Below are 24760 nucleotides of genomic sequence, written 5' to 3' on the forward strand. Positions count from 1 at the left end.
TAGGCTGGCAGTGTCGGGCACTTTATGCGAGGGCGGGTGGGGGTATCTTGATTTGCATCAAGGGTCAAGAGTGGCGGGAGCTATGCGGCCTCATCGCGAGCAGGCTCGCGCTCACAGGGGAATGCATTTCAATTGTGGGCGCGAGCCTGCTCGCGAAAGGCGCGCCACCGATCTAATGCCCCATCAACCAGTGCTGATGCGGCCCCGGCAATGTCCAGATGCCGAATAGCATCACCAGCAACCCACCGGCCATGCGCACGCTGCGTTTGCGCAACAGCGCCGTCACCCGCTCGGCAGCCAGCCCGGTGGCCAACAGCACCGGCCACGTACCGAGCCCGAACGCGAGCATCAACAATGCGCTGTCCAGTGCGTTGCCCTGGCTGGCCGACCACAGCAGGGTGCTGTAAACCAGGCCGCACGGCAGCCAGCCCCAGAGTGCACCCAGCAACAGTGCGCGGGGAATGCTTGAGACTGGCAGCAACTTGTTGGCCACGGGTTGAATGTGCCGCCAAAGCCCGCGACCAAGGCTTTCGATACGGGTCAGCCCGCTCCACCATCCGGCCAGATACAGGCCCATGGCGATCAACAGCAGGCCGGCCAGAACGCGCATGAACATCGCCGCCGGACTGTTCGCCACCGCCCAGCCTGCGAGGCCGATCAACAGTCCGGCAGTGGCGTAGCTCAGAATTCGTCCCAGGTTGTAGGCCAGCAGCAGGCGAAAGCGCCGACTGCGCTGTTCTTTGGGAATCGCCAGGGTCAGGGCGCCCATCAGTCCGCCGCACATCCCCAGGCAATGCCCGCCGCCGAGCAATCCGAGGATCACCGCCGACACCAGCAGTGGCGCCAGTTCAAGCATGGGGCGGTGCCTTGTCGTCCGGTTTGGTCGTATGGCCGCTGGCTTCATCGACGGCAGCGGTGTGCTTCGGGTCCTGATCGTCGAACAGAATGCTGTGTGCCGGGCCGTCGAGGTCGTCGTACTGGCCGCTGTCGACCGCCCAGAAGAAGATGTAGACGGCGATGGCCACGATCAGCAGCGCGGCCGGGATCATCACGTAGAGAGCTAGCATCTGGACTCCATGCCCGTGCGGCTCAGGCCGGCAACGGGCGGGTTTCTGGCGTGGCATGGATAACCGGCACACTCGGCAGGCGAGTCAGGCGCAGGGCGTTCAATACCACGGTCAACGAACTGATGGACATGCCGACCGCCGCCCACACTGGCGTGATCCAGCCGAGGGCCGCGAACGGCAACATGAGGCCATTGTACAACGCGGCCCAAAGAAGGTTCTCGATGATGACCCGATGGGTGCGACGCGCCAGGCTGAAGGCTTGTACCAATGCATCGAGGCGGTTGGACAGCAACACGGCGTCGGCACTGGTTTTTGCAAGGTCGGTCGCCGAACCCATGGCGACGCTGATGTCGGCGGCGGCCAACACCGGTACATCGTTGACCCCGTCGCCGAGCATCAGCACCTTGCGGCCTTCCTTGTGCAGCTGTTGCAGGACTTGCAGCTTGTCGTCCGGGCGCAGTCCGCCCCGGGCTTCGTCGATGCCGAGCTCTGCCGCGACACTGGCGACCATTGGCGAGCTGTCGCCAGACAGCAACAGTGTGCGCCAGCCTCGTGCTTTGCAGGCCGCCAGCAGGGCAGGGGCGTCGGCGCGCAAGCGGTCATCGAGTACGAACCAGGCCAGCGGTCCGTGGTTGTCGCCGAGCAGCAGCCATTGACCGGCTTCGTCCGGCATCAAGGGTTGTTCAGCGCTGCTGAGTGCGCAGACGAAGCCCGGATGACCAATGCGCAGGCGTTGACCGCCAACCAGACCTTCGAGGCCGAGCCCCGGCGTGCTGTGGACTTCTTCGGCGGCCAGCGGTGCGCGACCAAACGCTCGGGCAATCGGGTGTTCGGAGCGGTTCTCCAGCGCGGCTGCGAGGCTCAGGCATTGATCGCTGTCGAGTGCGCCGAGCGGCCGGATGGCGCGCAATGCCAGGCGTCCTTCGGTGAGGGTGCCGGTCTTGTCGAATATTACCGTGTCGATCTGGTTCAAGCCTTCGAGCACATGGCCGCGAGTCAGCAACAAACCGAGTTTGTGCAGGGTTCCGGTCGCTGCGGTGAGGGCGGTCGGCGTGGCCAGCGACAGCGCACAGGGGCATGTCGCCACCAGCATGGCCAGCACGATCCAGAACGCCCGCGAAGCATCCAGCTCCCACCACAGCAGACCAATGGCCGCGGCGGCAATCAGCGATAACAACAGGAACCATTGCGCGGCGCGATCGGCGATTTCCGCCAGTCGCGGTTTTTCCGCCTGGGCGCGATCCAGCAAGCGGACGATAGCCGAGAGCCGAGTGTCCTGGCCGAGCGCCTGGACCTCGACCGTCAGTGCGCCTTCGACGTTCAGGGTGCCGGCGGTGACCGTATCGCCCAGGGTACGAGGTTGCGGGAGATACTCGCCGGTCAGCAGTGACTCGTCGACGCTGGATTGGCCGTCGATGATTTTGCCGTCGGCCGGGAGAATGGCGCCCGGATGCACCAGCACCTGATCACCCACGCGCAGTTCGCTGAGCAGAATGCGCTCGCTCTGGCCGTCGGTGCTTAACCTCAGGCACGAGGCGGGCAGCAAATTCACCAGCTGAGCCGTAGCAGCGGCAGTGCGTTCGCGGGCGCGTCGTTCCAGATAACGCCCGGCCAGCAGGAACAGCGCAAACATGCCCACGGCGTCGAAGTACAGTTCACCGACACCGGTGATCGAGGTCCAGATCCCGGCGATGTACGCGCTGCCGATGGCCAGCGACACCGAAACGTCCATGGTCAGGTGACGGGTGCGCAAGTCCCGCATGGCGCCCTTGAAGAACGGCGCGCAGCTGTAGAACACGATCGGCGTGGTGAGGAACAGCGCCACCCAGCGCAGGATCGTGTGCAGTTCGGGGCTGAGGTCGATGTTGAATTCCGGCCAGGTGGCCATGGTCGCCATCATCGCCTGGAACCACAACAGCCCGGCCACCCCGAGTTGGCGCAGGGCCAGGCGGTTTTCGCTGGCCAGTTGTTCACTGGCGCGGTCGGCTTGATAGGGGTGGGCGGCGTAACCGATGTGACGCAGCTCGCTGAGGATCTGGCTCAGGGGCAGTTGCGCGTCGGTCCAGCGTACATGCAGACGATGGTTGGACAGGTTCAAGCGTGCTTCGGCGACAGCCGGCAAGGTGCGCAAGTGCTTCTCGATCAGCCAGCCGCAGGCGGCGCAACTGATGCCTTCCATCAGCAATGTGGTTTCAGCCAGTTCGCCTTCATGGCGGACAAAGGGCTGTTGCACGTCGGCACGGTCGTACAGCGCCAGTTCGTCCACCAGTTGCACCGGCAAGGCCTCGGGGTTGGCCGAGGCTTCACTGCGGTGCTGGTAATAGCTTTCCAGGCCGCCGGCGACAATGGCTTCGGCCACGGCCTGGCATCCCGGGCAGCAGAATTCGCGGGCCTGCCCGAACACGACGGCGGTGAAGCGGCTGCCGGCCGGGACGGGCAGGGCGCAGTGGTAGCAGTGGAGTGGGGAGGTCATGAAGTGGAGTCTACATCGTTCAGGAGGGCCTCATCGCCGGCAAGCCGGCTCCTACAGAGTTCGCGTGATTCTGTAGGAGCCGGCTTGCCGGCGATGCGCGAAGCGCGGCTTTACTTCTTCAGGTCTTCGGCACCTTGCAGCGGCTCGTCACCGAGCAGCAAGTCCTTGTCATGGCTGACGAGTTCTTCTTCGAACATGCGCCAGATATGGTCGTCCTGAGTGCCGAGCAATTCGACAAAGCGACGGCCTTCGATCTTGTCGCTCAACTGACCGATGTAGCGACCCTGTTCGGTTTCGCTGCGGGTCAGGGTGATCTTGCGATCCTTTTCCGGTTGCGTCGGCGAGATCAGGTTGAGCTCCAGGGTCTTGGGCTGGCTGTTGCCGCTCAGGCGCAGGTCGACTTCGCCGGTCACGTCATCCAGGTGGACGCTGGCACGCATGAGCAGCGTCTGGGCCAGCAGTTCGCGGTCCAGGGAGCGGTTGATGCCTTTGCCGGCTTCGTAATAGTTGTCGTTGACCAGGTTGTCCGGGTTCTTCACTGCAATGGTCACCATGGACAAGGTCAGGGTCACCGAGCAGGCCAGGATCCCGATGATGATCCACGGCCAGAGGTGCTTGTACCAGGGACTTGCGGCGTTTGCTGCGGGCATGATCAGTTCTCTTAACGATTTTGTGGGCCGATGAATCGGCTCTTGGCTTCAATATGGACGCTGTCGTCATCGGCATCCTTGAGGATGAATTTCACCTCGTTGGTGCTCGACGGCAGTTTTTCCGGTGCGACGGACAGTTCGGCAGGCTGGCTGACGATATCGCCGGCCGCGACCTTGATCTCGCGTCGACCCTGCATCTTGAGATCCGGCAGGCCAGAGGCTTCGAGGATGTAGGTGTGGTCACGCTGGTCCTTGTTCATGATCTTCAGGCTGTAGACGTTTTCGATCCGGCCTTCGGCGTTCTCGCGGTACAGCACGCGGTCCTTGCTGACGTCGAAACCTACCAGCGAACGCATGAAGAAGGCGGTCACCAGCAAACTGATCATCGCCAGCAACACCACGGCGTAGCCGATCAGGCGTGGACGCAGCTTATGGGTTTTCTGCCCGGACAGGTTGTGTTCGGTGGTGTAGCTGATGAGGCCGCGCGGGTACTCCATCTTGTCCATGATCGCGTCGCAGGCATCGATGCAGGCGGCGCAACCGATGCACTCGATTTGCAGCCCGTCGCGGATATCGATACCGGTCGGGCAGACCTGTACGCACATGGTGCAGTCGATGCAATCACCCAGTCCCTGAGCCTTGTAGTCGATACCTTTCTTGCGCGGGCCACGGCTTTCGCCACGGCGCGGGTCGTAGGAAACGATCAGGGTGTCCTTGTCGAACATCACGCTCTGGAAACGTGCGTACGGACACATGTAAATGCACACCTGCTCGCGCAGCCAGCCGGCGTTGCCGTAGGTGGCGAGGGTGAAAAAACCGACCCAGAAATAGGACCAGCCATCGGCCTGGCCGGTGAAGAAATCGATGACCAGTTCGCGTATCGGCGAGAAATAGCCGACGAAGGTCATGCCGGTCACGAAGCCAATCAACAGCCACATCGTGTGTTTGCTGAACTTGCGCAGCAACTTGTTGGCGCTCATGGGCGCCTTGTCGAGCTTGATGCGCTGGTTGCGGTCGCCTTCGGTGACTTTTTCGCACCACATGAAAATCCAGGTCCACACGCTTTGCGGGCAGGTATAGCCGCACCAGACGCGCCCGGCGTATACGGTGATGAAGAACAGGCCGAAGGCGGCGATGATCAGCATCCCGGACAGCAGGATGAAGTCCTGGGGCCAGAAGGTCGCTCCGAAGATGAAGAACTTGCGCTCCGGCAGGTTCCACCAGACGGCTTGATGACCACCCCAGTTCAACCAGACGGTACCGAAATACAGCAGGAACAGCACGGCACCGCCGGTCATCCGCAGGTTGCGGAACAGGCCGGTGAAGGCGCGGGTGTAGATTTTTTCCCGTGAGGCGTAGAGGTCGACGCTGTTGTTCGCGTTCTTGGCGGGTGGAGTGACGTCGTGTACCGGAATCTGGTTGCTCATCAGTTGCATCCCACGGCAGTGGAAAAATTGCCCCGGCCAGTACGTGCCAACCGCGGTCAAAAAGGGGTGTCGCAATGGCGCAATGATACGCCTGTCGCTCTAGCTCGCGGGTGCGACCTTTGGTCACGTTTGGCAAAATCAACTGATGGTGTAATGACTTGAATCAATTGACTTGGGAATTATGGACGAGTTTTCGATGTGTCAGGTTCAATCCTGTTTCATTGCGTAACTCTGGTTTCCCTGTAGGAGCTGCCGAAGGCTGCGATCTTTCGTTCTTGTTAGCTGAAAATCTCGCGGCAATTCTTGTTTAAAAAATCAAAAGATCGCAGCCTTCGGCAGCTCCTACAGGGGGCGACTCGTGTGAAACAAAAACGGCCCCGCCAATTCACATTGGCAGGGCCGTCTTGTGTTGCCTCAAGCGTTTGCCTTACTGGGCATCTTCCGCCGGAGCCTTCTCGCCGTGAGACAGGCTGTAGACGTAAGCGGCCAACAGGTGAACCTTGTCGTTACCCTGCATGGCTTCTTGCGCAGGCATCTGGCCCTGACGGCCGTAACGGATGGTCTGCTGCAGTTGAGCGAAGCTCGAACCGTAGATGAACGCGCCCGGGTGAGTCAGGTCAGGTGCGCCCATGGCCGGAGTGCCTTTGCCTTGCGGGCCGTGACATGCCACGCAGTTGGCGGCGAACAGCTTCTGGCCGGCAACCGGATCGGCCTTGGCGCCTTCCGGCAGCTTGCGGCCGTCGAGGTTGGTCAGGACAAACGCGGCCACGTCGGCAACGCCTTGCTCGCCGATCACTTCAGCCCACGCCGGCATGACCGCGTGACGGCCACCCATGATGGTGGTCTTGATGGTTTCCGGCTCGCCGCCCCAACGCCAGTCGGCGTCGGTCAGGTTAGGGAAGCCATAGGCGCCCTTGGCGTCGGAACCGTGGCAGACCGAGCAGTTGGAGGCGAACAGACGGCCACCCATCTTCAAGGCTTGCGGGTCCTTGGCCACTTCTTCGATTGGCATGGCCGCGAATTTGGCGAAGATCGGACCGAACTTGGCGTCCGATTTGGCCATTTCCTTTTCCCACTCATGAACGCCAGTCCAGCCGGTCTGGCCGTTGGCGAACGCAGTCTGCTTTTCGTTATCCAGGTAGTTGTAACCCGGAAGCAGGCCCTTCCAGTTGCCCAAGCCCGGATACAGCGCCAGGTAGCCCAAAGCGAAGATGATGGTGCCCACGAACAGCATGAACCACCATTTCGGCAGCGGGTTGTCGTACTCCTCGATCCCGTCGAAGGAGTGCCCAACCGTCTGATCCGTCTGCTCGGTGCGCTGGCCCTTGCGGGTCGACAGCAGCAGCCAGGTCAGGGAAAAGATCGTACCGAGACTGAGGACTGTGACGTACAGACTCCAGAATTTAGTCATTCTTTGTTACTCCTAGAAGCTTGCTCGACGTGCTTGATGGCTTCGGGATCATCCGCGAAAGGCAGCAAGGTCGCGTCTTCGAACTCCGACTTGCGCTTGGGGCTGAATACCCACAACGCCAGACCGATGAAGGCGACCATCACAACGACGGTGCCCAGGCCACGAATCATCCCGATATCCATTTAGATCACCGTTTGCTTTTGATGATGGTGCCCAGGCCTTGCAGATAGGCCACCAGCGCGTCCATTTCGGTTTTGCCCTTCACAGCATCCTTGGCACCGGCGATGTCTTCGTCGGTGTAAGGAACGCCGAGCGTGCGCAAGACTTCCATTTTCTTGGCGGTGTCTTTGCCGTCGAGCTTGTTTTCCACGAGGAACGGGTAGGCCGGCATTTTCGACTCAGGCACTACGTTGCGCGGGTTGTACAAGTGCGCACGCTGCCAGTCATCGGAGTAACGACCGCCGACACGGGCCAGGTCCGGACCGGTACGCTTGGAACCCCACAGGAACGGGTGGTCCCAGACGCTTTCACCGGCGACCGAGTAGTGACCGTAGCGTTCGGTTTCAGCACGGAACGGACGGATCATCTGCGAGTGGCAGCCGACACAACCGTTGGCGATGTAAACGTCCCGGCCTTCCAGTTCAAGGGCGGTGCGAGGCTTCATGCCTTCGACCGGCTTGTTGGTGACATCCTGGAAAAACAGCGGAACGATCTGGGTCAGGCCGCCGATGCTGACGGCGATGACCATGAAGAAGGCCAGCAGGCCAATATTCTTCTCGACTGCTTCATGCTTCATCAGTGAGCTCCAACTACGGCAATCTGTTCGGCGGCTTTGGCTTCAGCCGGGTTCGAGGCGCGTACGGTACGGAATACGTTGTAGGCCATGAACAGCATGCCGGTGGCGAAGAATGCACCGCCCAAGGCGCGGACGATGAAGCCCGGGTGGCTGGCTTGCAGCGCTTCTACGAACGAGTAGGTGAGGGTGCCGTCATCGTTGATTGCACGCCACATCAGGCCCTGGGTAATGCCGTTGACCCACATCGAAGCGATGTAGAGCACGGTACCGATGGTCGCGAGCCAGAAGTGAGTGTTGATCAGGCCGGTGCTGTGCATTTGCGCGCGACCGAACAGTTTCGGGATCATGTGGTAGACCGCACCGATGGAAATCATCGCCACCCAGCCCAAGGCGCCGGCGTGTACGTGGCCGATGGTCCAGTCGGTGTAGTGCGACAGGGAGTTCACGGTCTTGATCGCCATCATCGGACCTTCGAAGGTCGACATGCCGTAGAACGCCAGGGATACCACCAGGAAGCGCAGGATCGGGTCGGTGCGCAGCTTATGCCAGGCGCCCGACAGGGTCATCATGCCGTTGATCATGCCGCCCCAGCTCGGAGCCAGCAGGATGATCGACATCGCCATGCCCAGCGATTGTGCCCAGTCCGGCAAGGCGGTGTAGTGCAGGTGGTGCGGACCGGCCCAGATGTACAGGGTGATCAGCGCCCAGAAGTGCACGATCGACAGGCGATAGGAATAGATTGGACGCTCGGCCTGTTTCGGCACGAAGTAGTACATCATCCCCAGGAAGCCCGTGGTCAGGAAGAAACCTACGGCGTTGTGGCCGTACCACCACTGGATCATCGCGTCAGTCGCACCGGCGTAGGCCGAGTAGGACTTGAACAGGCTGACCGGCAGCGACATGTGGTTGACGATGTGCAGCATCGCAGTCACGAGGATGAAGGCACCGTAGAACCAGTTACCGACATAGATGTGCTTGGTCTTGCGCTTGACGATGGTGCCGAAGAACACCAAAGCGTAGGTAACCCAGACAATGGCCAGCAGGATAGCCAGGGGCCATTCCAGTTCGGCGTATTCCTTGCTGGTGGTGTAACCAAGCGGCAAGGAGATACCAGCACCGACGATCACCGCTTGCCATCCCCAGAAGGTGAAGGCCGCGAGGCTGTCGGAAATCAGTCGCGTTTGGCAGGTTCGCTGCACGACGTAATAAGAAGTGGCAAACAGTGCACATCCACCGAAGGCGAAAATCACCAGGTTGGTGTGCAACGGGCGCAGGCGTCCAAAGCTCGTCCACGGCAGACCGAAATTCAACTCCGGCCAGACCAGTTGCGAGGCGATGAAGACACCGAGCCCCATGCCAAGGATCCCCCAGACCACCGTCATGATGGCGAACTGGCGGACTACCTTATAGTTATAAGCAGTCGGACTGATTGCTGTGCTCATTCTAAGGTTCCACGGTTTGGGTGTTTTATTAGGATTAAAAATCGGCCGCAAGTATGGAGAAAGCAGGGGGTCATTGCAACGCGCCATGACGTGGGTCAATGCTTTCAAATGCTGATTCTGCGGCCTTTCCATGCACCGCGTAAGGACAAAATTGCCCACGGGCAAAATGTCTTCGCGGAGGAAAAAGGCGAGGGGTTCAGGTCACATGTAACGGGGTGTGTTCAAACGCAACGACCGGGTGACCGAAGGCAATTGGCGCGACAGCCGGTATTCCCGGCCTTTGCAGCCTGTCATCGGGCAGAAACGGCGAACACATCGGTTAAGGTCGACCTGGAACCGGTGCTTGCCGGTCCGCATCGGAGCAAGCTTAGACCCGAATCCGGTGAACCGAAAGGAAGAAGCAATGAGGGTGCGACAATGCGTCGCAAAGGGAGGGGAGGCTGCCGCATCCGGATGAATGCGGCAGTAGAGCGGTCCGGATTTACTCGCCTGTGTCCTCGGCCAGCAAATGCTCGGAACGCGGAGCGTGAGACAAGCTGTACACATACGCAGCCAGCAACTGCACTTTGTCGTTGCCGAGCATTTCATTCTGCGCCGGCATATGGCCTTGGCGGCCATGGCGAATCGTTTGCTCAAGCTGCGTCAGGCTGGTGCCGTAGATGAAACCGGCCGGGTGCGTCAGGTTCGGCGCGCCCATCGCTTCCGTACCCTGGCCCTTGGCTCCATGACACGCCACGCACGTAGTGTTGAACGCTTGCTGGCCTGCTTGCAGGTCGGCCGTACTGCCGGCGGGCAGCGGCAGGCCGGCCAGGTCATGGCGAACGTAGGCTGCAACGTTCTTCACGCCACCTTCACCGAGGATCTCACCCCAGGCCGGCATGGCGGCCATCCGCCCGCCCAGAATGGTGGCCTTGATGGTTTCCGGATGACCGCCCCAGCGCCAGTCGTTGTCAGTCAGGTTGGGGAAGCCGAACGCACCTTTGGCATCCGAGCCGTGGCACACCGAACAGTTGGAGGCGAACAGGCGTCCACCCATTTTCAACGCTTGCGGGTCTTTCGCGACTTCTTCCAGGGGCATCGCAGAAAATTTGGCGAAGATCGGCCCGAACTTGGCGTCAGCCTTGTCCATTTCCTTTTCCCACTCGTGCACGCCGGTCCAGCCATTTTCATAGCCGGGCAGGATGCCTTTCCAGTTGCCCAGGCCCGGATAAAGGATCAGATAACCGACGGCAAACACCAGCGTGCCCACGAACAACATGAACCACCATTGCGGCAACGGGTTGTCGTACTCCTCGATGCCGTCGAAGCTATGGCCCATGGTCTGGTCGACACTGCCCTTGGTTTCGCCCTTGCGGGTGCTGAGCAGCAGCCAGGTCAGGCCGATCAGGCTGCCGATGGTCAGTACGCAGATCCACGTACTCCAGAAGGTGGTCATGACCGAGTACTCCTTGTTGCAGATTCTTCATTGATGTCGGCTTGCGGCTCATCGGCGAAGGGCAGCAGGCGCGCTTCGGCGAAATCCGGGGCGCGCTTGCCGTTGAACACCCACAGGGTCAGGCCGATGAAGGCCACGAACACCACGACAGTGCCGAGGCCGCGAATCATTCCAGTGCTCAATTCAACGACCATGGCTCACCTCTTGCTCTTGATGGCAGTGCCGAGCACTTGCAGATAGGCGACCAGTGCGTCCATTTCGCTCTTGCCCTTGAGCGACGCGGTGGCGCCGGCGATGTCTTCGTCGGTGTACGGCACGCCCAAAGTACGCATGGCCTTGATCTTGGTTTCGGTGTGACTGCTGTCGACCGGGTTTGACACCAGCCACGGGTAGGCTGGCATCTTCGACTCGGGCACGACGTTGCGCGGGTTGTACAAGTGGGCGCGGTGCCAGTCGTCGGAGTAACGCGCGCCAACGCGGGCCAGGTCCGGGCCGGTACGTTTCGAGCCCCACAGGAACGGGTGATCCCAGACGCTTTCGCCGGCTACCGAGTAGTGGCCGTAGCGCTCGGTCTCGGCGCGAAACGGCCGGATCATCTGCGAGTGACAACCAACGCAGCCTTCGCGGATATAGATGTCGCGGCCTTCCAGTTGCAATGCGGTGTAGGGCTTCATGCCTTCCACCGGCTTATTGGTGACGTCCTGAAAGAACAGCGGGACGATCTGTGTCAGGCCGCCAATGCTCACGGCCAGGATCATCAGCAGCAGTAACAGGCCGACGTTTTTTTCGATAGTTTCGTGTTTCATGGCGGACTCCTCAGGCCATCTGCGCGGCAGCGGCGACGTCGGCAGGCTGCGAGGCCCGCACGGTGCGCCAGGTGTTGTAGGCCATCAGGAACATGCCGCTGAGGAAGATCGCGCCGCCCACCAACCGCACGACGAAGCCAGGGTGGCTGGCCACCAATGTCTCGACGAAGGAGTAGGTCAGCGTGCCGTCCTCGTTCACTGCACGCCACATCAGGCCCTGGGCGATGCCGTTGACCCACATCGAGGCGATGTACAGAACGGTGCCGATGGTGGCGAGCCAGAAGTGCGCGTTGATCAGGCCGATGCTGTGCATCTGCTCGCGGCCGAAGACTTTCGGGATCATGTGGTACAGCGCGCCGATGGAAATCATCGCCACCCAGCCGAGCGCGCCGGCGTGTACGTGGCCGATGGTCCAGTCGGTGTAGTGGGAGAGGGCGTTGACCGTCTTGATCGCCATCATCGGCCCTTCGAAGGTCGACATGCCGTAGAACGCCAGCGACACCACGAGGAAACGCAGGATCGGGTCGCTGCGCAACTTATGCCACGCGCCCGACAGGGTCATCATGCCGTTGATCATTCCGCCCCAGCTCGGTGCCAGCAGAACCAGCGACATCACCATGCCCAGCGACTGCGCCCAGTCCGGCAGTGCGGTGTAGTGCAAGTGATGGGGGCCTGCCCAGATGTACAGGGTGATCAAGGCCCAGAAGTGCACAATCGACAGGCGATAGGAATACACCGGACGCTCGGCCTGTTTCGGCACGAAGTAGTACATCATCCCGAGGAAACCGGCGGTGAGGAAAAAGCCCACGGCGTTGTGCCCGTACCACCACTGCACCATCGCGTCGGTGGCGCCGGAGTAGAGCGAGTAGGACTTGGTGAAGCTGACGGGCAGTTCCATGTTGTTGACGATGTGCAGGATCGCCACGGTGACGATGAACGCGCCGAAGAACCAGTTACCCACATAAATGTGCTTGGTCTTGCGCTGCATGATCGTGCCGAAGAACACGATGGCGTAGGCGACCCAGACGATGGTGATCAGGATGTCGATCGGCCATTCCAGTTCGGCGTATTCCTTGGAGCTGGTGTAACCCAGCGGCAGGCTGATGGCCGCCAGCAGAATCACCAGTTGCCAGCCCCAGAAGCAGAACGCGGCGATTTTCGGCGCGAACAATTGTGTCTGGCAGGTGCGTTGTACCGAATAGAACGAGCTGGCGAACAACGCGCAGCCGCCAAAGGCGAAGATCACCGCGTTGGTGTGCAGCGGGCGCAAGCGGCCAAAGCTGGTCCATGGCAAATTGAAGTTGAGTTCGGGCCAGACCAACTGGGCCGCGAGAAAAACCCCGAGCCCCATGCCGACGATGCCCCACACCACCGTCATAATGGCGAATTGGCGGACCACCTTGTAGTTGTAGGCGGTACTGATAGAAGTGTTCATGGTTCCCCATCCACGGTTCAGCCGAAGTGAGCGCAAGCGGCGCGTCCTTCGCCTGGAGTTATAGGCAGACTAAAAGCGAGGCAAGCATGGACAAAGAGCACAAGGCCAGTATTGACGGGGATCAATGGGCGCAGTGCGTGCGGGATCATGGATGGCTGTGGAATGCCGCTGCCGGCAAGGCTTCGGCAACGCTGGTTCTTGCCCATGGCGCCGGCGCACCGATGGACAGCGACTGGATGACCGACATGGCTGCACGCCTCGCCGCGCAAGGCGTGAACGTATTGCGCTTCGAGTTTCCCTACATGGTGCAGCGACGTATCGACGGCAGTAAACGCCCGCCGAACCCGGCTCCGAAACTGCTGGAGTGCTGGCGTGAGGTGTATGCCGTGGTGCGACGCCATGTCACTGGGCCGCTGGCCATTGGTGGCAAGTCCATGGGCGGGCGGATGGCCAGTTTGCTGGCGGATGAATTGGGGGCGGATGCGCTGGTGTGCCTGGGTTATCCGTTTTATGCCGTGGGCAAGCCGGAGAAGCCGCGGGTGGAGCATTTGGCTTCTTTGAAAACCCGCACGTTGATCGTGCAGGGTGAAAGGGATGCACTGGGTAATCGCGAGGCGGTCGAGGGTTATGCGTTATCGCCGAGTATTGAGGTGTTCTGGCTGGTGGCGGGGGATCATGATTTGAAACCGTTGAAGGTTTCCGGGTTTAGTCATGTGCAGCATTTGGCGGCTGCGGCGCAGAAGGTTGCAGCGTTTCTGTAGGAGCTGGCTTGCCAGTGAAGGCGGCCTTCCAGGCAGTATCGTGTTTTGGTCAGTGGCGGGGGAAGTCGCGGTGTTTATTCAGTAAAGTTTTCGCCAGCAGTCAGGGCCTCATCGCTGGCAAGCCAGCTCCTACAAGGGATTGCGGTCTCTGTAGGAGCTGGCTTGCCAGCGATGGCGGTATCAAGGCCTAGCGGTTAAACCGCTCCACCAGCGAATATTGGGTATTGGCCGTCTTCGTCAGTTCCTCGCTCAACAGCGCCGAATTCTGCGCCTGTTCCGAGGTCTGGTCCGCCAGTTCCGAAATATTGCTGATGTTGCGGCTGATCTCCTCTGCCACGGCGCTCTGCTCTTCGGTCGCAGCCGCGATCTGGGTGGTCATGTCGGTGATGTTGGCCACCGCTTCGCTGATCCCCACCAGCGCCTGATCCGCTTCCAGCACCCGTGCCACACCTTCTTCGGCCTGACGATGCCCGGCTTCCATGGTTTGCACGGCGGTGCCGGCGGTTTGTTGCAGCTTGGCGATCAGCGCATGAATCTGCCCGGTGGATTCGCTGGTGCGTTGCGCCAGTTGGCGGACTTCGTCGGCCACTACCGCAAAACCGCGCCCCATCTCGCCGGCACGGGCCGCTTCGATGGCCGCGTTCAGTGCCAGCAGGTTGGTCTGGTCGGCGATGCCTTTGATCACATCGACCACGCCACCGATTTCGTTGCTGTCCTTGGCCAGTTGAGTCACGGTCTGACCGGTTTCACCCACCACCACCGACAGGCGCTGGATGGCTTCGCGGGTTTCCCCGGCGATGTCACGACCACGACTGGTCAGGCGATTGGCTTCCTGAGTGGCATCGGCGGTGCGCTGCACATGGCTGGCGACTTCCTGGGTGGTGGCGGCCATCTGGTTGACGGCGGTCGCCACCTGCTCGGTTTCGACGCGTTGGCGTTCCAGGCCGCTGGAGCTCTTGTGGGCCAGGGCGTCGGATTGTTTGGCCTGATCGGTCAGGTGCTCAGCGGTGTCCTGCAGGCGGGTCAGGCAGGTTTTCAGGCGTGCTTCCTGGCTGAGGATCGACATCTCCAGGCGCGCCTGGGCGCCGCGACTGTCGGTATACATCTGCGCGATCAGCGGGTCAGAGGTGGTCTGCTCGGCCAGGCGCAACAAACGCTTGAGGCCGCGCTGTTGCCAGCTCAGCCCCATCAGGCCCAGCGGCACCGAGAGGCCGGCAGCCAGAGCGAAGCCCCATTGGGAGTTCAGTGTCGCGCCGATCATGAAGCTCAGTTGGCTGACCAGAATGAACGGCAGCCAGTCCTGGAGAACCGGCAGCCATTTATCCGAGGAGGGAATGGCCGACTTGCCCTGGTTGATGCGTTGGTATAGCGCCTCGGCACGGCGGATCTGTTCGGCGGTGGGCTTGACCCGCACCGACTCGTAACCGATCACCTGATTGCCATCGAAGACCGGCGTGACATAGGCATTGACCCAATAGTGGTCACCGGTCTTGCAGCGGTTCTTGACAATGCCCATCCATGGCAAGCCTTGCTTGAGTGTGGCCCACATATGCGCGAAGACCGCAGCCGGAACGTCGGGGTGACGCACCAGGTTATGCGGCGCACGGATGAGTTCTTCCCGGGAAAACCCGCTGATTTCGACGAAATCGTCGTTGCAGTAAGTAATCACGCCCTTGGCATCGGTGGTGGAAATCAACCGTTGCTGAGCCGGGAAGGTCCGTTCACGTTGTGTAATGGGCTGGTTGTTACGCATGACTTGTTCAATCCGCAAGGCTTTGACGGGTTGTCGGCCGCGGTGCCCGTTTGTTGAATTTATTTTTTTTCGTCGGACGGCAGTCGGGAAACAATGTTCAACATTACGACGACGGGTCGCAATGTAACGCTTTGTAAGGGTTTCCCTAACGGGGCGCTCAGCGTATGATTTTGCGCCCCGCGCCGGGCCTGAAACGATTAGGCCGATGCCGGGTAAAAAGTGCTCCTAACAATAAATACAGAGTTACTACCCAACAGAATTCAGCAAGCCTCTCAACGTTTTGTTGAGCGCACGAAAGCGCTCGACGCAGCTATCGCACGAGGTGATGGCGGTTGCGCTGAGAATATAAAAAGGTGGAGATGTCATGCGTAAGAAAGTTGCAATTATTGGGGCTTCGTTCCGTTTTCCTGGCTCCACTTCCGCAACTTTCTGGCAGAACCTGCTGGAAGGGCATGATTTCATCACCCAGGTCGACCCGTCCCGCTGGTCCCATGAAGCGTTTTTTCATCCCGACAAGGCCAACCCCGGTACGACCTACACGCTGGCGGCTGGCACGTTGGGTGATATTTCCACCTTCGATGCAGGCTTCTTCAGTATTTCCCCCCGTGAAGCGGCGATCATGGACCCCCAACAGCGTCTGTTACTGGAGCTGGGCTGGGAAGTGTTCGAGAACGCCGGGGTCAAGCCATCGAGTGTGCGCGGCAGCAATTGCGGCGTGTACCTGGGCATTGCCAGCACCGACTATGCCTATCGCCTAGCCCATGACCTGTCACTGGTCGATGCCTCGACAGCCACGGGTAACACGTTCAGCATCGCGGCCAATCGTCTGTCGTACTTTTATGACCTGCACGGTCCGAGCATGGCGGTCGATACCGCCTGTTCATCGTCATTGGTCGCGTTCCACCAGGCTTGCCAGGCCATACAAAGCGGAGATATCGACCAGGCACTGGCCGGCGGTATCAGCCTGCACCTGCACCCGTTCGGCTTTCTGATCTTCTCGAAGGCATCGATGCTGTCGCGCAAAGGGCGCTGTAACGTCTTCGACGAAGCCGGTGACGGTTATGTGCGATCCGAAGGCGCCGGGCTGTTCTATCTCAAGGATTACGACAAGGCGGTAGCGGACGGCAACCAGATCCTGGCGGTCGTGGCGGGCAGCGCGGTCAATACCGATGGACGCAAGTCCGGGCTTACCGTGCCAAGTGCCGATGCCCAGGCAGCGTTGATGACTCAGGCCTACGCCAGCGCCGGCATTTCGCCGGCCGACATCGATTACCTGGAAGCCCACGGCACAGGCACGCCGGTGGGCGATCCCATTGAAAGCCGGGCCATCGGCCTGGCGTTGGGCCAGGTTCGCGGGGCTGACAAGCCGTTGCTGATCGGCTCGGTCAAAAGCAACATCGGTCACCTGGAGGCTGCCTCCGGGGTGGCCGGCTTGATGAAAGCGCTGTACTGCGTTACCGAACGCCAGGTGCCGGCCACTATCGGTATCAAGAACCTCAATCCGCGCATTCCTTTCGCCGACCTGAACCTCAATGTGGCCACCCGCAACCATGCGCTCAAGCCCAATGGCACGCTGGTGGTCGGGGTCAATTCGTTCGGGTTTGGCGGCGCCAACGCCCACGTCATCCTGCAAAGCCACACACCGGACGCTGCGCCGTGCGCGGTCGTGACCACGCCTGCGGCGGTGCCATTGATGGTCACGGCCAAAGACGGCGGTGGGCTGGCGGCGATGGCGCAAAGCATCGCGCATCACCTCAACGACAACCCGGCTTCCAGCCTGTATGACGTTGCGTATCAGGTGATGATGCGTCGTGACCTGCATCCGCAACGTGTGGTGGTGGTCGACAGCGACCTCCAGCACAGCGCCCAGGCGCTGCTGGATTTCGCCCTGGACCCGGCCGTCTCGGCCCTGAGCTCCGTGGTGGAAAGCGGTCGGGCGCTGGATCAGGCCAAGGGGCCGGTGTTTGTTTTCTCCGGCAATGGGTCGCAATGGCAAGGGATGGGCAAAGGGTTGCTCGCGGACCCGGTGTTCCATGCCGCCGTCGCTGAAATCGATGCGGTGTTCCAGCCATTGTCCGGCTACTCGCTGATTGCCGAACTGGCGGGTGAAAACGGGCAGGACCGGTATCATTTGACCGAAATAGCCCAGCCGGCCCTGTTCGCGCTGCAAGTCGGTGTCACCCGCATGCTGGCCAGCCAGGGAGTGGTGCCGCAGGTCGTGATGGGCCATAGCGTTGGCGAAGTCGCCGCCGCCTGGGCGTGCGGTGCCTTGACCCTGGTTGACGCGACCCGGGTGATCTACCACCGCAGTCGCTTGCAGGGGCTCACGGCCGGTTATGGACAAATGTCCGCCGTTGGCTTGTCGGGCAGCGACACCGCGAATCTGCTCCAGGAGTTGGGCCTTGACGATGTGGTCCTGGCTGGCGAAAACAGCTTCAAGGGCGCGACCGTGGCCGGTTCTGTCAGTGGCCTGGAGCGTCTTGAGCAGGTGCTGAGCGAACGTCAGGTATTTGTTCGTCGCCTTGCCCTGGACTACGCCTTCCACTCGCCGGCGATGAACATGATCGGCGAACAGGTGGTCGAGGCGTTGCGCGACATCGTTCCACGCAGCGGCCAGATCCCTTTGTATTCCACAGTCACCGGTGGCTTGCTGGATGGAAAACGTCTGGACGCCGAATACTGGTGGCAGAACATCCGTTTCCCGGTGTTGTTCCAGTCCGCCAGCGAAACCCTGTGCGAACAGGGCTACAACGTCTTTGTCGAGGTCGGTCCGCATCCGGTCCTGCGCAGCTATGTCAGCGATGCCTTGGCCGCACAGGGTCAAGAGGGCGTGGCGATTACCACACTGATGCGCAATGACGACGCCCCACAGCGGGTCACCCGTGCGGTGGCCAAGGTGCTGATCAGTGGCGTCGAGACTGATCTGTCGTGCCTGTTCCCGAGCACCGGGCAGTTCGTGCGCTTGCCCAACTACGCATGGCAGCGCGAGCGGCACTGGCATGGCGACACGCCGGAGTCGAGCCGGGCGCTTTACCTTGAGCGGCAGCATCCGCTGCTCGGTCATGCCGTTCCGGGGCATGAGCTGACCTGGGAAAACCGTCTCGATACACAACTGTTTGCGTCGCTGGATGACCACAAGGTCGGCGATGCGGTGCTGTTCCCGGGGGCCGGTTTCACTGAACTGGTCCTGGCGGCGGCGCAGTGCTACCAGCCGGGTCAGTACGTCGACATCGAAGAACTGGAAATCCACAATCCGTTGGTGCTGCATGCCGAGTCGAGCAAGCGCGTGCGTGTGCAGATCGACAGCAGCGATGGCACCGTCTCCATTGTGTCGCGCAGCACGGCCCAGGAAGAACCGTGGGCGCGACACGTGGTTGCCCGTTTGCCGGGCGAGGCGCGTGGTGTCCTGCTGAACGAACAGGCACCGGCACTGCCCACTCGCGCCCCGGATTTCAATCGCGCGCAACATTTGCAACTGACCTGTGCGGTTGGCCTTAACTACGGCCCGGCCTATCAGGCCATCGAAGCCGGCTGGATCGACGGTGACCAGGTGCTGGCGCAGCTCAGCGCTCCCCAGGTGATTGCGTCCGAACTGGCAACCTTGCACCTGCATCCGGCGTTGCTGGACAGTGCGTTCCAGCTGATCACGCAGTTGCTGAGCGCAGACCCCAAGGCGCGTAATGGCCTGGCGTTTATCCCGGTAAAACTGGGTCGGATCAATTTTGCCGCCGCAAGCCTGCCACCCTGCCTGGCGAAAGTGCGCCTGGTGCGCCGGTCGGAACATTCCCTGTTGGCCGACTTCACCCTGTACGACGCCCAAGGGCGCGCCGTGGTGTGCATCAAGGACGCGCGTTTCCGTGCGGTCAAATTGCACAAGGATCGCAGTGGCGACCTGAAGCTGGCGGATTTCGCCGGCATCGCCAAACCTTATCCCAATGCCGCCCGTGGGTTGCCGTTCAAACCCCCGGCCTTGCATCACACCTTGGTTCAGAGCCTGGCATCGGTGGCTGATGAGCCGACACAGCAGCGCTACAGCCAGGAAGTCGAACCGCTGCTGGACAGCCTGTGTGGCAGCTTTGTGCTGGAAGCCATCGAGTCCCTGGGTGGTCAGCTGAGCCTTGCCCAGCGGGCGACATGGCAAACCCAGGCGCAGGGGTACTCGGGGTATCTGGATCACCTGCTGGAACAGGCAGTGGACGACGGTAGCCTGATGGCCAGCGGTGGCACCTGGCAGGTGGCCGATCAGGGTGAGCGTCCGAGCGCCCAGGACATCTGGCAGGAACTGTTCCGCAGCTATCCCGAGCATTTCCAGATTATTCACTCGGTGGGGCGAATCGGTATCCACCTGTTGGACCTGCTCAGCGGTGCCCAGCAGATTGAAACGTTGCTGCCGCGCGAAACCTCGCCAGCCCAATTGTCCCGTCAGGTCCTGGGTGCCAGCGGTTATCACGCCTTGCTGGACGGCATCAGACAGCACATCGAGCAACGTCTGGCCGTGCTGCCGGCGGGGCAACGCTTGCGAATTCTCGAGCTCGGTTTCGGTGGTGCACCCTTCGCTGCGCAACTGTGCGCACAGCTGGACTTCGACCGTGTCGATTACCAATACAGCGCTGACGACCTGGACCCGGCAAGCCTGCTGCAAGGCGAGTTCCCGGACCTGCAATTGCTCAGCCTGGCGGATGCCGAACAGCTGCCGACCGTGCCTGCCAGCGGCTTTGACCTGGTCTTGGTCGCCGCGGACCTGGCGCCGCTGGAATCGATCAGCAAGAGCCTGGGCCACGCGGCTGTGCGCATGTCGGCCGGTGGGCAGTTGATGCTGCTGGCACAGCACCCGGCGCGCTGGGCGGACTTCGTGTTCGGCGCGCAACCTTCATGGTGGCTGACCGGCGAAGGGCAACGGAGCCTGTCGGTGCAACAGCGTCCGGGATTCTGGCAGCAGGAACTGCGTCGTCACGGCTTGAGCGTCGACGATGTACTGGAGTTTATGCCAGCCATGTCCAGCGGCAGTTATGTGCTGATGGGCACGACCGAAGGCGTGGTGGCATTCGATCCGCAACCATTGCCCGTTCAACACTGGTTGCTGGTGGCTGATCAGCAAGGCGCGGAAAACGCTTTCGCACAACAACTGACCCTGGCCCTGCGCGATCAGGGGCAAAGCGTTGACTGGCTGGCGCCGGCTTCGGCACAGGACATGGCCCTGCAATTGAGCGCCGGGCCAGCACCGCGGCACCTGTTACTGCTCAGTGGTTTATTCGGCACCCAAGGGCTGGATGGCCAGGCTGAGCGTTGCATGCTCGCCGCAGGATTGACCCAGGCTTGCGAACAGGCGGGCGTGAGCCCTGACTGCTGGTTGTTGACGCGCGGGGCGGCGGTGCACCTGCTGCCTGTGTCGTCGCAAGTGCCCGGTAATGTGTCGACCCTGGCCGATGCGGCGTTGTGGGGTTTTGGCCGCACGCTGGCCAACGAGGCCGTGGGCTGCCGCGTTCGTCTGTTGGACCTGGCTGAAGGGGCGGGTGTCGAAGCGTTGCTGCCGGCGCTGCTCAATGCCGATGAAGAAACCGAACTGGCGATCAGCGCGGAGGGTGATCGATACGTTGCCCGTTTGCGGGTGCGCCCGGATCAACTGGACCGCACAGCCGGTCAACAGGCTCCGACCCAGGTCAGCCTTGGCTTCGAACTGCCGGGCCAGTTGCGCAACCTGCGTTGGGAAGCCCACGACGCGTTGGTGCCGGCGGGCGATGAGCTGGACATCGAAGTCCAGGCCACCGGCCTCAACTTCCGCGACGTCATGTATGCGTTGGGTTTGCTGTCGGATGAAGCCATCGAAAACGGTTTTTCCGGCCCGACCCTGGGCTTCGAGTTTGCCGGTGTCGTGCGTGGCAAGGGCCTGCAGGTAGAAGGTGACTTCCAGCCGGGTGACCGGGTGGTAGGCTTCGGCCCGTCGAGCTTCGCCAACCGCCTGGTGACCAATGCCAACGCGGTGGCGCGGATCCCTGAGGGCATGTCCTTCGAAGCGGCCGCGACCATCCCTAGCACCTTCTTCACCGTGTACTACGCGCTGCATTACCTGGCGCGCCTGGAACCGGGCGAGAAAATCCTGATTCACGGCGCTGCCGGTGGCGTCGGGATCGCCGCGATCCAGATCGCCAAATGGTGCGGGGCCGAGATCTACGCCACCGCCGGCAGCGACGAAAAACGCGATTTCCTGCGCTTGCTCGGCGTCGAGCATGTGTTCGATTCGCGATCACTGGCGTTTGCCGACGAGATCCTCGCCATTACCGCTGGCCGTGGCGTCGACGTGGTGCTCAATTCGTTGGCAGGCGAGGCGATCAACCGCAACCTGCAAGTGCTCAAGCCGTTCGGGCGATTCCTTGAACTGGGCAAGCGCGATTTCTACCAGAACACCAAAATCGGTCTGCGGCCGTTCCGCAACAACATCAGCTACTTCGGCATCGATGCCGACCAGTTGATGAGCGAGCGCCCGGCACTGACCCGTCGCCTGTTTGGCGACATGATGCAGTTGTTCCGCGATGGCATCCTCAGCCCGCTGCCGTATCGTGAGTTCGACGCCAACGATGTCGTCGAGTCGTTCCGCTACATGCAGCAGGCGCGACAGATCGGCAAGATCGTCGTGACCTACCGCACGCCAATCCAGCAGGTGTTCAGCGCTCCGGTGGCGCAGGCGCAAACCTTGCAACTGTCGGTCGACGGCACCTATCTGGTCACCGGCGGGCTCAGTGGCTTTGGCCTGCGTACCGCGCAATGGCTGGTGGACAAGGGGGCTCGTCACCTGGCGTTGCTGGGTCGTCGGGGCGCGGCGACCGAGGAGGCGCAACCGGCGTTGGCGGCCTGGCGTGAGCAGGGCATCGCGGTTCAGGCGCTGGCTTGCGACATTACCGATATCGCGCAATTGCGCAGCGTGCTGTCGAGCCTTGAAGCTTCAACGGCACCGCTGCGGGGCGTTGTGCATGCGGCCACGGTGTTCGATGACGGTTTGATTCGCAACCTTACGCAAGCCCAGTTGCAACGGGTGCTCGAACCCAAAGCCAAGGGCGCGCAATTGCTGCATGAACTGACCGCGCATCTGCCGCTGGACTTGTTCGTGCTGTTTTCTTCGGCGACCACTCTGTTCGGCAACCCGGGGCAGGCCAACTATGTAGCGGCCAACCACTGGCTCGAAGCGCTGGCCCGTCACCGCCTGTTGCAAGGCTTGCCGGCCACTGCGGTGCTGTGGGGCGCCATTGACGATGCCGGTTTCCTCGCTCGAAACCAGGACATCAAGGATGCCCTGCAAAGTCGCATGGGCGGTGCGGCCCTGCAGTCGCAAGCGGCCCTCGACACCCTGGAAAACCTGCTGCTGCAAAAACGCTCCGGGCTCGGTGTGCTGGAGCTCGACTGGAAAGCGCTGTCGCGATTCCTGCCGGCAGCCGGATCGCCGAAGTTCATTGAGCTGGCGCGCCTGCACAGTGGTGAGCAGGAGGAGGAGAGCAATGTCGATGATATCCAGCGCCTGCTTCTGGAAATGAACGACGAGGAGCTCACCGAGCTGTTTGCTGAAATGCTCAAGCAGGAAATCAGCGAGATCCTGCGCATCCCTGCCAGCAAGCTCGACAGCAGTCGCCCGCTTCAGGAGCTGGGGCTCGATTCGCTGATGAGCGTGGAGCTGGTGGTCGCGGTCGAGGAACGTTTCGGTATTCGCCTGCCGGTCATGGAGCTGAGCGAAACCTCGAGCATTGCCAAGCTGACCATACGTATTCTTGAGTTGCTGCGTGGCAGCCAGGATGCCGAGGACAGTTTGCAGGCGCGGACCGCTGACTCTCTGGCGCGCCATGGCGTCGAGCTGTCCGAAGTAGAATTGACGCAAGTCGGTTCTGGCGCGAGCAGTCCCGATACCCAATTTTCCCGTTTGATCAATTGACCACTGACTATGACCTCTAATCGTTCACCAGGGCTTGGCGCTTCAATGAAAGACAAGCTGATCCAGCAAGCCCTGGAGCGACGCCAGCGGCAGACCGGCGATGACACGCCGCCGGTCTCGCTGGCGGACGTGAACCGCAGCGCCCGCACAGTGCCGGAGCAGTTTTACCGCTTCGATCTGCATCCTGGTTACCAGCAACTGCGAATCATGCACGACGGCGCGGCGCGCTTTGGCCTGGCCAATCCATTTTTCAAGCTGCACGAAAGTCTGGCTGGCGCCGAAACGACGATCCAGGGCCAGCGCTTCGTCAACTTCGCCAGCTACAACTATCTGGGCTACTCCGGCCATCCGGTAGTCGCCGAGGCGGCCAAGGCAGCCATCGATCACTACGGCACCTCGGTGTCGGCCAGTCGCCTGGTGTCCGGCGATCGACCGATCCATCGTGAGCTGGAGGCTGAGCTGGCCAGGCTGTACGAGGTGGATGACGCGGTTACTTTTGTCAGCGGTCATGCCACTAACGTCACTACCATTGGCTACCTGTTCGGCCCGCGGGATCTGGTGATCCACGACGAATTGATCCACAACAGCGTGCTGCAAGGCATCCAGTTATCGGGTGCGCGCCGCCTCAGTTTTGCCCACAACGACTGGGAAGCGCTCGACCGCTTGCTCGGCGATCAGCGTCAGCATTTCGAGCGGGTTCTGGTGGTGCTCGAAGGCATCTACAGCATGGACGGCGATTACCCGGACCTGCCGCGTTTCGTCGAATTAAAGAACAAGCACCGTGTGTTCCTGATGGTCGACGAAGCCCATTCGCTGGGCGTCATGGGGGTCAACGGCAAAGGCATTCGCGAACATTTCGGTCTGAAAGGCTCCGACGTGGACATCTGGATGGGTACCCTGAGCAAGACCCTGGCCAGCTGCGGTGGGTACATTGCCGGCGAGTCGGCACTGGTCGAACACCTGAAGTTCATGGCGCCGGGGTTTCTCTACAGCGTAGGCATGCCGGCTTCGGTGGCGGCGGCGGCGCTGGCCGCCGTGCGTTGCATGGCCCATGACGCCGAACGTGTGGCGACCTTGCAGGCGCGGGGCAAACAGTTTCTCGCCCTGGCCCGCGAGGCCGGGCTGGATACCGGTACCAGCACGGGGCTTGCGGTGATTCCGGTGATCACCGGCAGCTCGCTCAAGGCCACGCGATTATCCGGTGCCCTGGCGAAGCGGGGGATCAACGCCCAGCCGATCCTGCATCCGGCAGTACCGGAAAAGGCCGCCCGTGTGCGCTTTTTTGTGTCGTGCCTGCACACCTCGGAACAAATCGCCGACACCGTCGCCATCGTCGCGCAAGAGCTCGAGCGGTTGTAAGCGCGGCGAGCGCAGTGAGCCTTGAGG

At 61.4% G+C, this 24760-nt stretch carries 17 protein-coding genes; 3 read left to right on the top strand and 14 right to left on the bottom strand.

The window, feature by feature from the left end:
* Window positions 1-172 precede the first annotated feature (172 nt).
* The 13 genes from AD668_RS09500 to ccoN (AD668_RS09560) all read right to left on the bottom strand — a co-directional run bounded on the left by AD668_RS09500 (window position 173) and on the right by ccoN (AD668_RS09560) (window position 12942).
* Window positions 173-856: a sulfite exporter TauE/SafE family protein gene (locus AD668_RS09500; protein WP_053157512.1), complete on the bottom strand. Its 684-nt coding sequence runs from the start codon at window positions 854-856 to the stop codon at window positions 173-175.
* Window positions 849-1067, bottom strand: coding sequence for a cbb3-type cytochrome oxidase assembly protein CcoS (ccoS, locus tag AD668_RS09505; RefSeq protein ID WP_053157515.1), 219 nt, complete (start codon window positions 1065-1067; stop codon window positions 849-851). The genes AD668_RS09500 and ccoS overlap by 8 nt, the downstream gene beginning before the upstream one ends.
* 22 nt (window positions 1068-1089) lie before the next feature.
* Window positions 1090-3540: a heavy metal translocating P-type ATPase gene (locus tag AD668_RS09510; protein ID WP_053157518.1), complete on the bottom strand. Its 2451-nt coding sequence runs from the start codon at window positions 3538-3540 to the stop codon at window positions 1090-1092.
* A gap of 110 nt (window positions 3541-3650) precedes the next feature.
* Complete coding sequence (locus AD668_RS09515) at window positions 3651-4190, bottom strand: FixH family protein (RefSeq protein WP_053157521.1); 540 nt, start codon at window positions 4188-4190, stop codon at window positions 3651-3653.
* Between the two features lie 11 nt (window positions 4191-4201).
* Complete coding sequence (gene ccoG, locus AD668_RS09520) at window positions 4202-5617, bottom strand: cytochrome c oxidase accessory protein CcoG (protein ID WP_053157524.1); 1416 nt, start codon at window positions 5615-5617, stop codon at window positions 4202-4204.
* A gap of 427 nt (window positions 5618-6044) precedes the next feature.
* Window positions 6045-7028, bottom strand: coding sequence for a cytochrome-c oxidase, cbb3-type subunit III (gene ccoP / locus AD668_RS09525; protein ID WP_053157527.1), 984 nt, complete (start codon window positions 7026-7028; stop codon window positions 6045-6047).
* Window positions 7025-7210: a CcoQ/FixQ family Cbb3-type cytochrome c oxidase assembly chaperone gene (locus tag AD668_RS09530; RefSeq protein WP_003175465.1), complete on the bottom strand. Its 186-nt coding sequence runs from the start codon at window positions 7208-7210 to the stop codon at window positions 7025-7027. The genes ccoP (AD668_RS09525) and AD668_RS09530 overlap by 4 nt, the downstream gene beginning before the upstream one ends.
* A gap of 5 nt (window positions 7211-7215) precedes the next feature.
* On the bottom strand, window positions 7216-7824 hold the full coding sequence (ccoO, locus tag AD668_RS09535) for a cytochrome-c oxidase, cbb3-type subunit II (RefSeq protein ID WP_009042961.1): 609 nt from the start codon (window positions 7822-7824) through the stop codon (window positions 7216-7218).
* A complete protein-coding gene (ccoN, locus tag AD668_RS09540) occupies window positions 7824-9266 on the bottom strand; it encodes a cytochrome-c oxidase, cbb3-type subunit I (RefSeq protein WP_053157530.1) in 1443 nt (480 codons plus the stop codon). The genes ccoO (AD668_RS09535) and ccoN (AD668_RS09540) overlap by 1 nt, the downstream gene beginning before the upstream one ends.
* 481 nt (window positions 9267-9747) lie before the next feature.
* Window positions 9748-10701 carry a cytochrome-c oxidase, cbb3-type subunit III gene (gene ccoP / locus AD668_RS09545; RefSeq protein ID WP_053157533.1) on the bottom strand — a complete coding sequence of 318 codons (954 nt, stop codon included), beginning with the start codon at window positions 10699-10701 and terminating at the stop codon, window positions 9748-9750.
* Window positions 10698-10895: a cbb3-type cytochrome c oxidase subunit 3 gene (locus AD668_RS09550; protein ID WP_053157536.1), complete on the bottom strand. Its 198-nt coding sequence runs from the start codon at window positions 10893-10895 to the stop codon at window positions 10698-10700. Before AD668_RS09550 ends, ccoP (AD668_RS09545) begins: the two co-directional genes overlap by 4 nt.
* 3 nt (window positions 10896-10898) lie before the next feature.
* Window positions 10899-11507: a cytochrome-c oxidase, cbb3-type subunit II gene (gene ccoO / locus AD668_RS09555; RefSeq protein ID WP_053157539.1), complete on the bottom strand. Its 609-nt coding sequence runs from the start codon at window positions 11505-11507 to the stop codon at window positions 10899-10901.
* Between the two features lie 10 nt (window positions 11508-11517).
* Window positions 11518-12942 carry a cytochrome-c oxidase, cbb3-type subunit I gene (gene ccoN, locus AD668_RS09560; RefSeq protein ID WP_053157542.1) on the bottom strand — a complete coding sequence of 475 codons (1425 nt, stop codon included), beginning with the start codon at window positions 12940-12942 and terminating at the stop codon, window positions 11518-11520.
* Window positions 12943-13028: 86 nt separating this feature from the next.
* Between ccoN (AD668_RS09560) and AD668_RS09565 the strand changes: the two genes are divergently transcribed.
* On the top strand, window positions 13029-13703 hold the full coding sequence (locus AD668_RS09565; protein WP_053157545.1) for an alpha/beta fold hydrolase: 675 nt from the start codon (window positions 13029-13031) through the stop codon (window positions 13701-13703).
* A gap of 187 nt (window positions 13704-13890) precedes the next feature.
* On the opposite strand, the gene AD668_RS09570 is transcribed toward AD668_RS09565, so the two are convergent.
* A complete protein-coding gene (locus AD668_RS09570; protein ID WP_053157548.1) occupies window positions 13891-15456 on the bottom strand; it encodes a PAS domain-containing methyl-accepting chemotaxis protein in 1566 nt (521 codons plus the stop codon).
* A 364-nt stretch (window positions 15457-15820) separates the two neighbouring features.
* Between AD668_RS09570 and AD668_RS09575 the strand changes: the two genes are divergently transcribed.
* Window positions 15821-23374 carry a type I polyketide synthase gene (locus AD668_RS09575; RefSeq protein ID WP_053157550.1) on the top strand — a complete coding sequence of 2518 codons (7554 nt, stop codon included), beginning with the start codon at window positions 15821-15823 and terminating at the stop codon, window positions 23372-23374.
* Window positions 23375-23383: 9 nt separating this feature from the next.
* Entirely contained in the window at window positions 23384-24733 is a 1350-nt protein-coding gene (locus tag AD668_RS09580) for an aminotransferase class I/II-fold pyridoxal phosphate-dependent enzyme (protein WP_053157554.1), read from the top strand.
* Window positions 24734-24760 lie beyond the last annotated feature (27 nt).

Origin of the sequence: Pseudomonas sp. P1.8 (genome assembly GCF_001269805.1) — a bacterium.
Taxonomy (GTDB): Bacteria; Pseudomonadota; Gammaproteobacteria; order Pseudomonadales; family Pseudomonadaceae; genus Aquipseudomonas.

What these genes read in the sequence shown, in the direction of transcription:
- AD668_RS09500 (WP_053157512.1), bottom strand. Translation starts at nt 856, where the DNA reads ATGCTTGAACTGGCGCCACTGCTGGTGTCGGCGGTGATCCTCGGATTG.
- ccoS (WP_053157515.1), bottom strand. Translation starts at nt 1,067, where the DNA reads ATGCTAGCTCTCTACGTGATGATCCCGGCCGCGCTGCTGATCGTGGCC.
- AD668_RS09510 (WP_053157518.1), bottom strand. Translation starts at nt 3,540, where the DNA reads ATGACCTCCCCACTCCACTGCTACCACTGCGCCCTGCCCGTCCCGGCC.
- AD668_RS09515 (WP_053157521.1), bottom strand. Translation starts at nt 4,190, where the DNA reads ATGCCCGCAGCAAACGCCGCAAGTCCCTGGTACAAGCACCTCTGGCCG.
- ccoG (WP_053157524.1), bottom strand. Translation starts at nt 5,617, where the DNA reads ATGAGCAACCAGATTCCGGTACACGACGTCACTCCACCCGCCAAGAAC.
- ccoP (WP_053157527.1), bottom strand. Translation starts at nt 7,028, where the DNA reads ATGACTAAATTCTGGAGTCTGTACGTCACAGTCCTCAGTCTCGGTACG.
- AD668_RS09530 (WP_003175465.1), bottom strand. Translation starts at nt 7,210, where the DNA reads ATGGATATCGGGATGATTCGTGGCCTGGGCACCGTCGTTGTGATGGTC.
- ccoO (WP_009042961.1), bottom strand. Translation starts at nt 7,824, where the DNA reads ATGAAGCATGAAGCAGTCGAGAAGAATATTGGCCTGCTGGCCTTCTTC.
- ccoN (WP_053157530.1), bottom strand. Translation starts at nt 9,266, where the DNA reads ATGAGCACAGCAATCAGTCCGACTGCTTATAACTATAAGGTAGTCCGC.
- ccoP (WP_053157533.1), bottom strand. Translation starts at nt 10,701, where the DNA reads ATGACCACCTTCTGGAGTACGTGGATCTGCGTACTGACCATCGGCAGC.
- AD668_RS09550 (WP_053157536.1), bottom strand. Translation starts at nt 10,895, where the DNA reads ATGGTCGTTGAATTGAGCACTGGAATGATTCGCGGCCTCGGCACTGTC.
- ccoO (WP_053157539.1), bottom strand. Translation starts at nt 11,507, where the DNA reads ATGAAACACGAAACTATCGAAAAAAACGTCGGCCTGTTACTGCTGCTG.
- ccoN (WP_053157542.1), bottom strand. Translation starts at nt 12,942, where the DNA reads ATGAACACTTCTATCAGTACCGCCTACAACTACAAGGTGGTCCGCCAA.
- AD668_RS09565 (WP_053157545.1), top strand. Translation starts at nt 13,029, where the DNA reads ATGGACAAAGAGCACAAGGCCAGTATTGACGGGGATCAATGGGCGCAG.
- AD668_RS09570 (WP_053157548.1), bottom strand. Translation starts at nt 15,456, where the DNA reads ATGCGTAACAACCAGCCCATTACACAACGTGAACGGACCTTCCCGGCT.
- AD668_RS09575 (WP_053157550.1), top strand. Translation starts at nt 15,821, where the DNA reads ATGCGTAAGAAAGTTGCAATTATTGGGGCTTCGTTCCGTTTTCCTGGC.
- AD668_RS09580 (WP_053157554.1), top strand. Translation starts at nt 23,384, where the DNA reads ATGACCTCTAATCGTTCACCAGGGCTTGGCGCTTCAATGAAAGACAAG.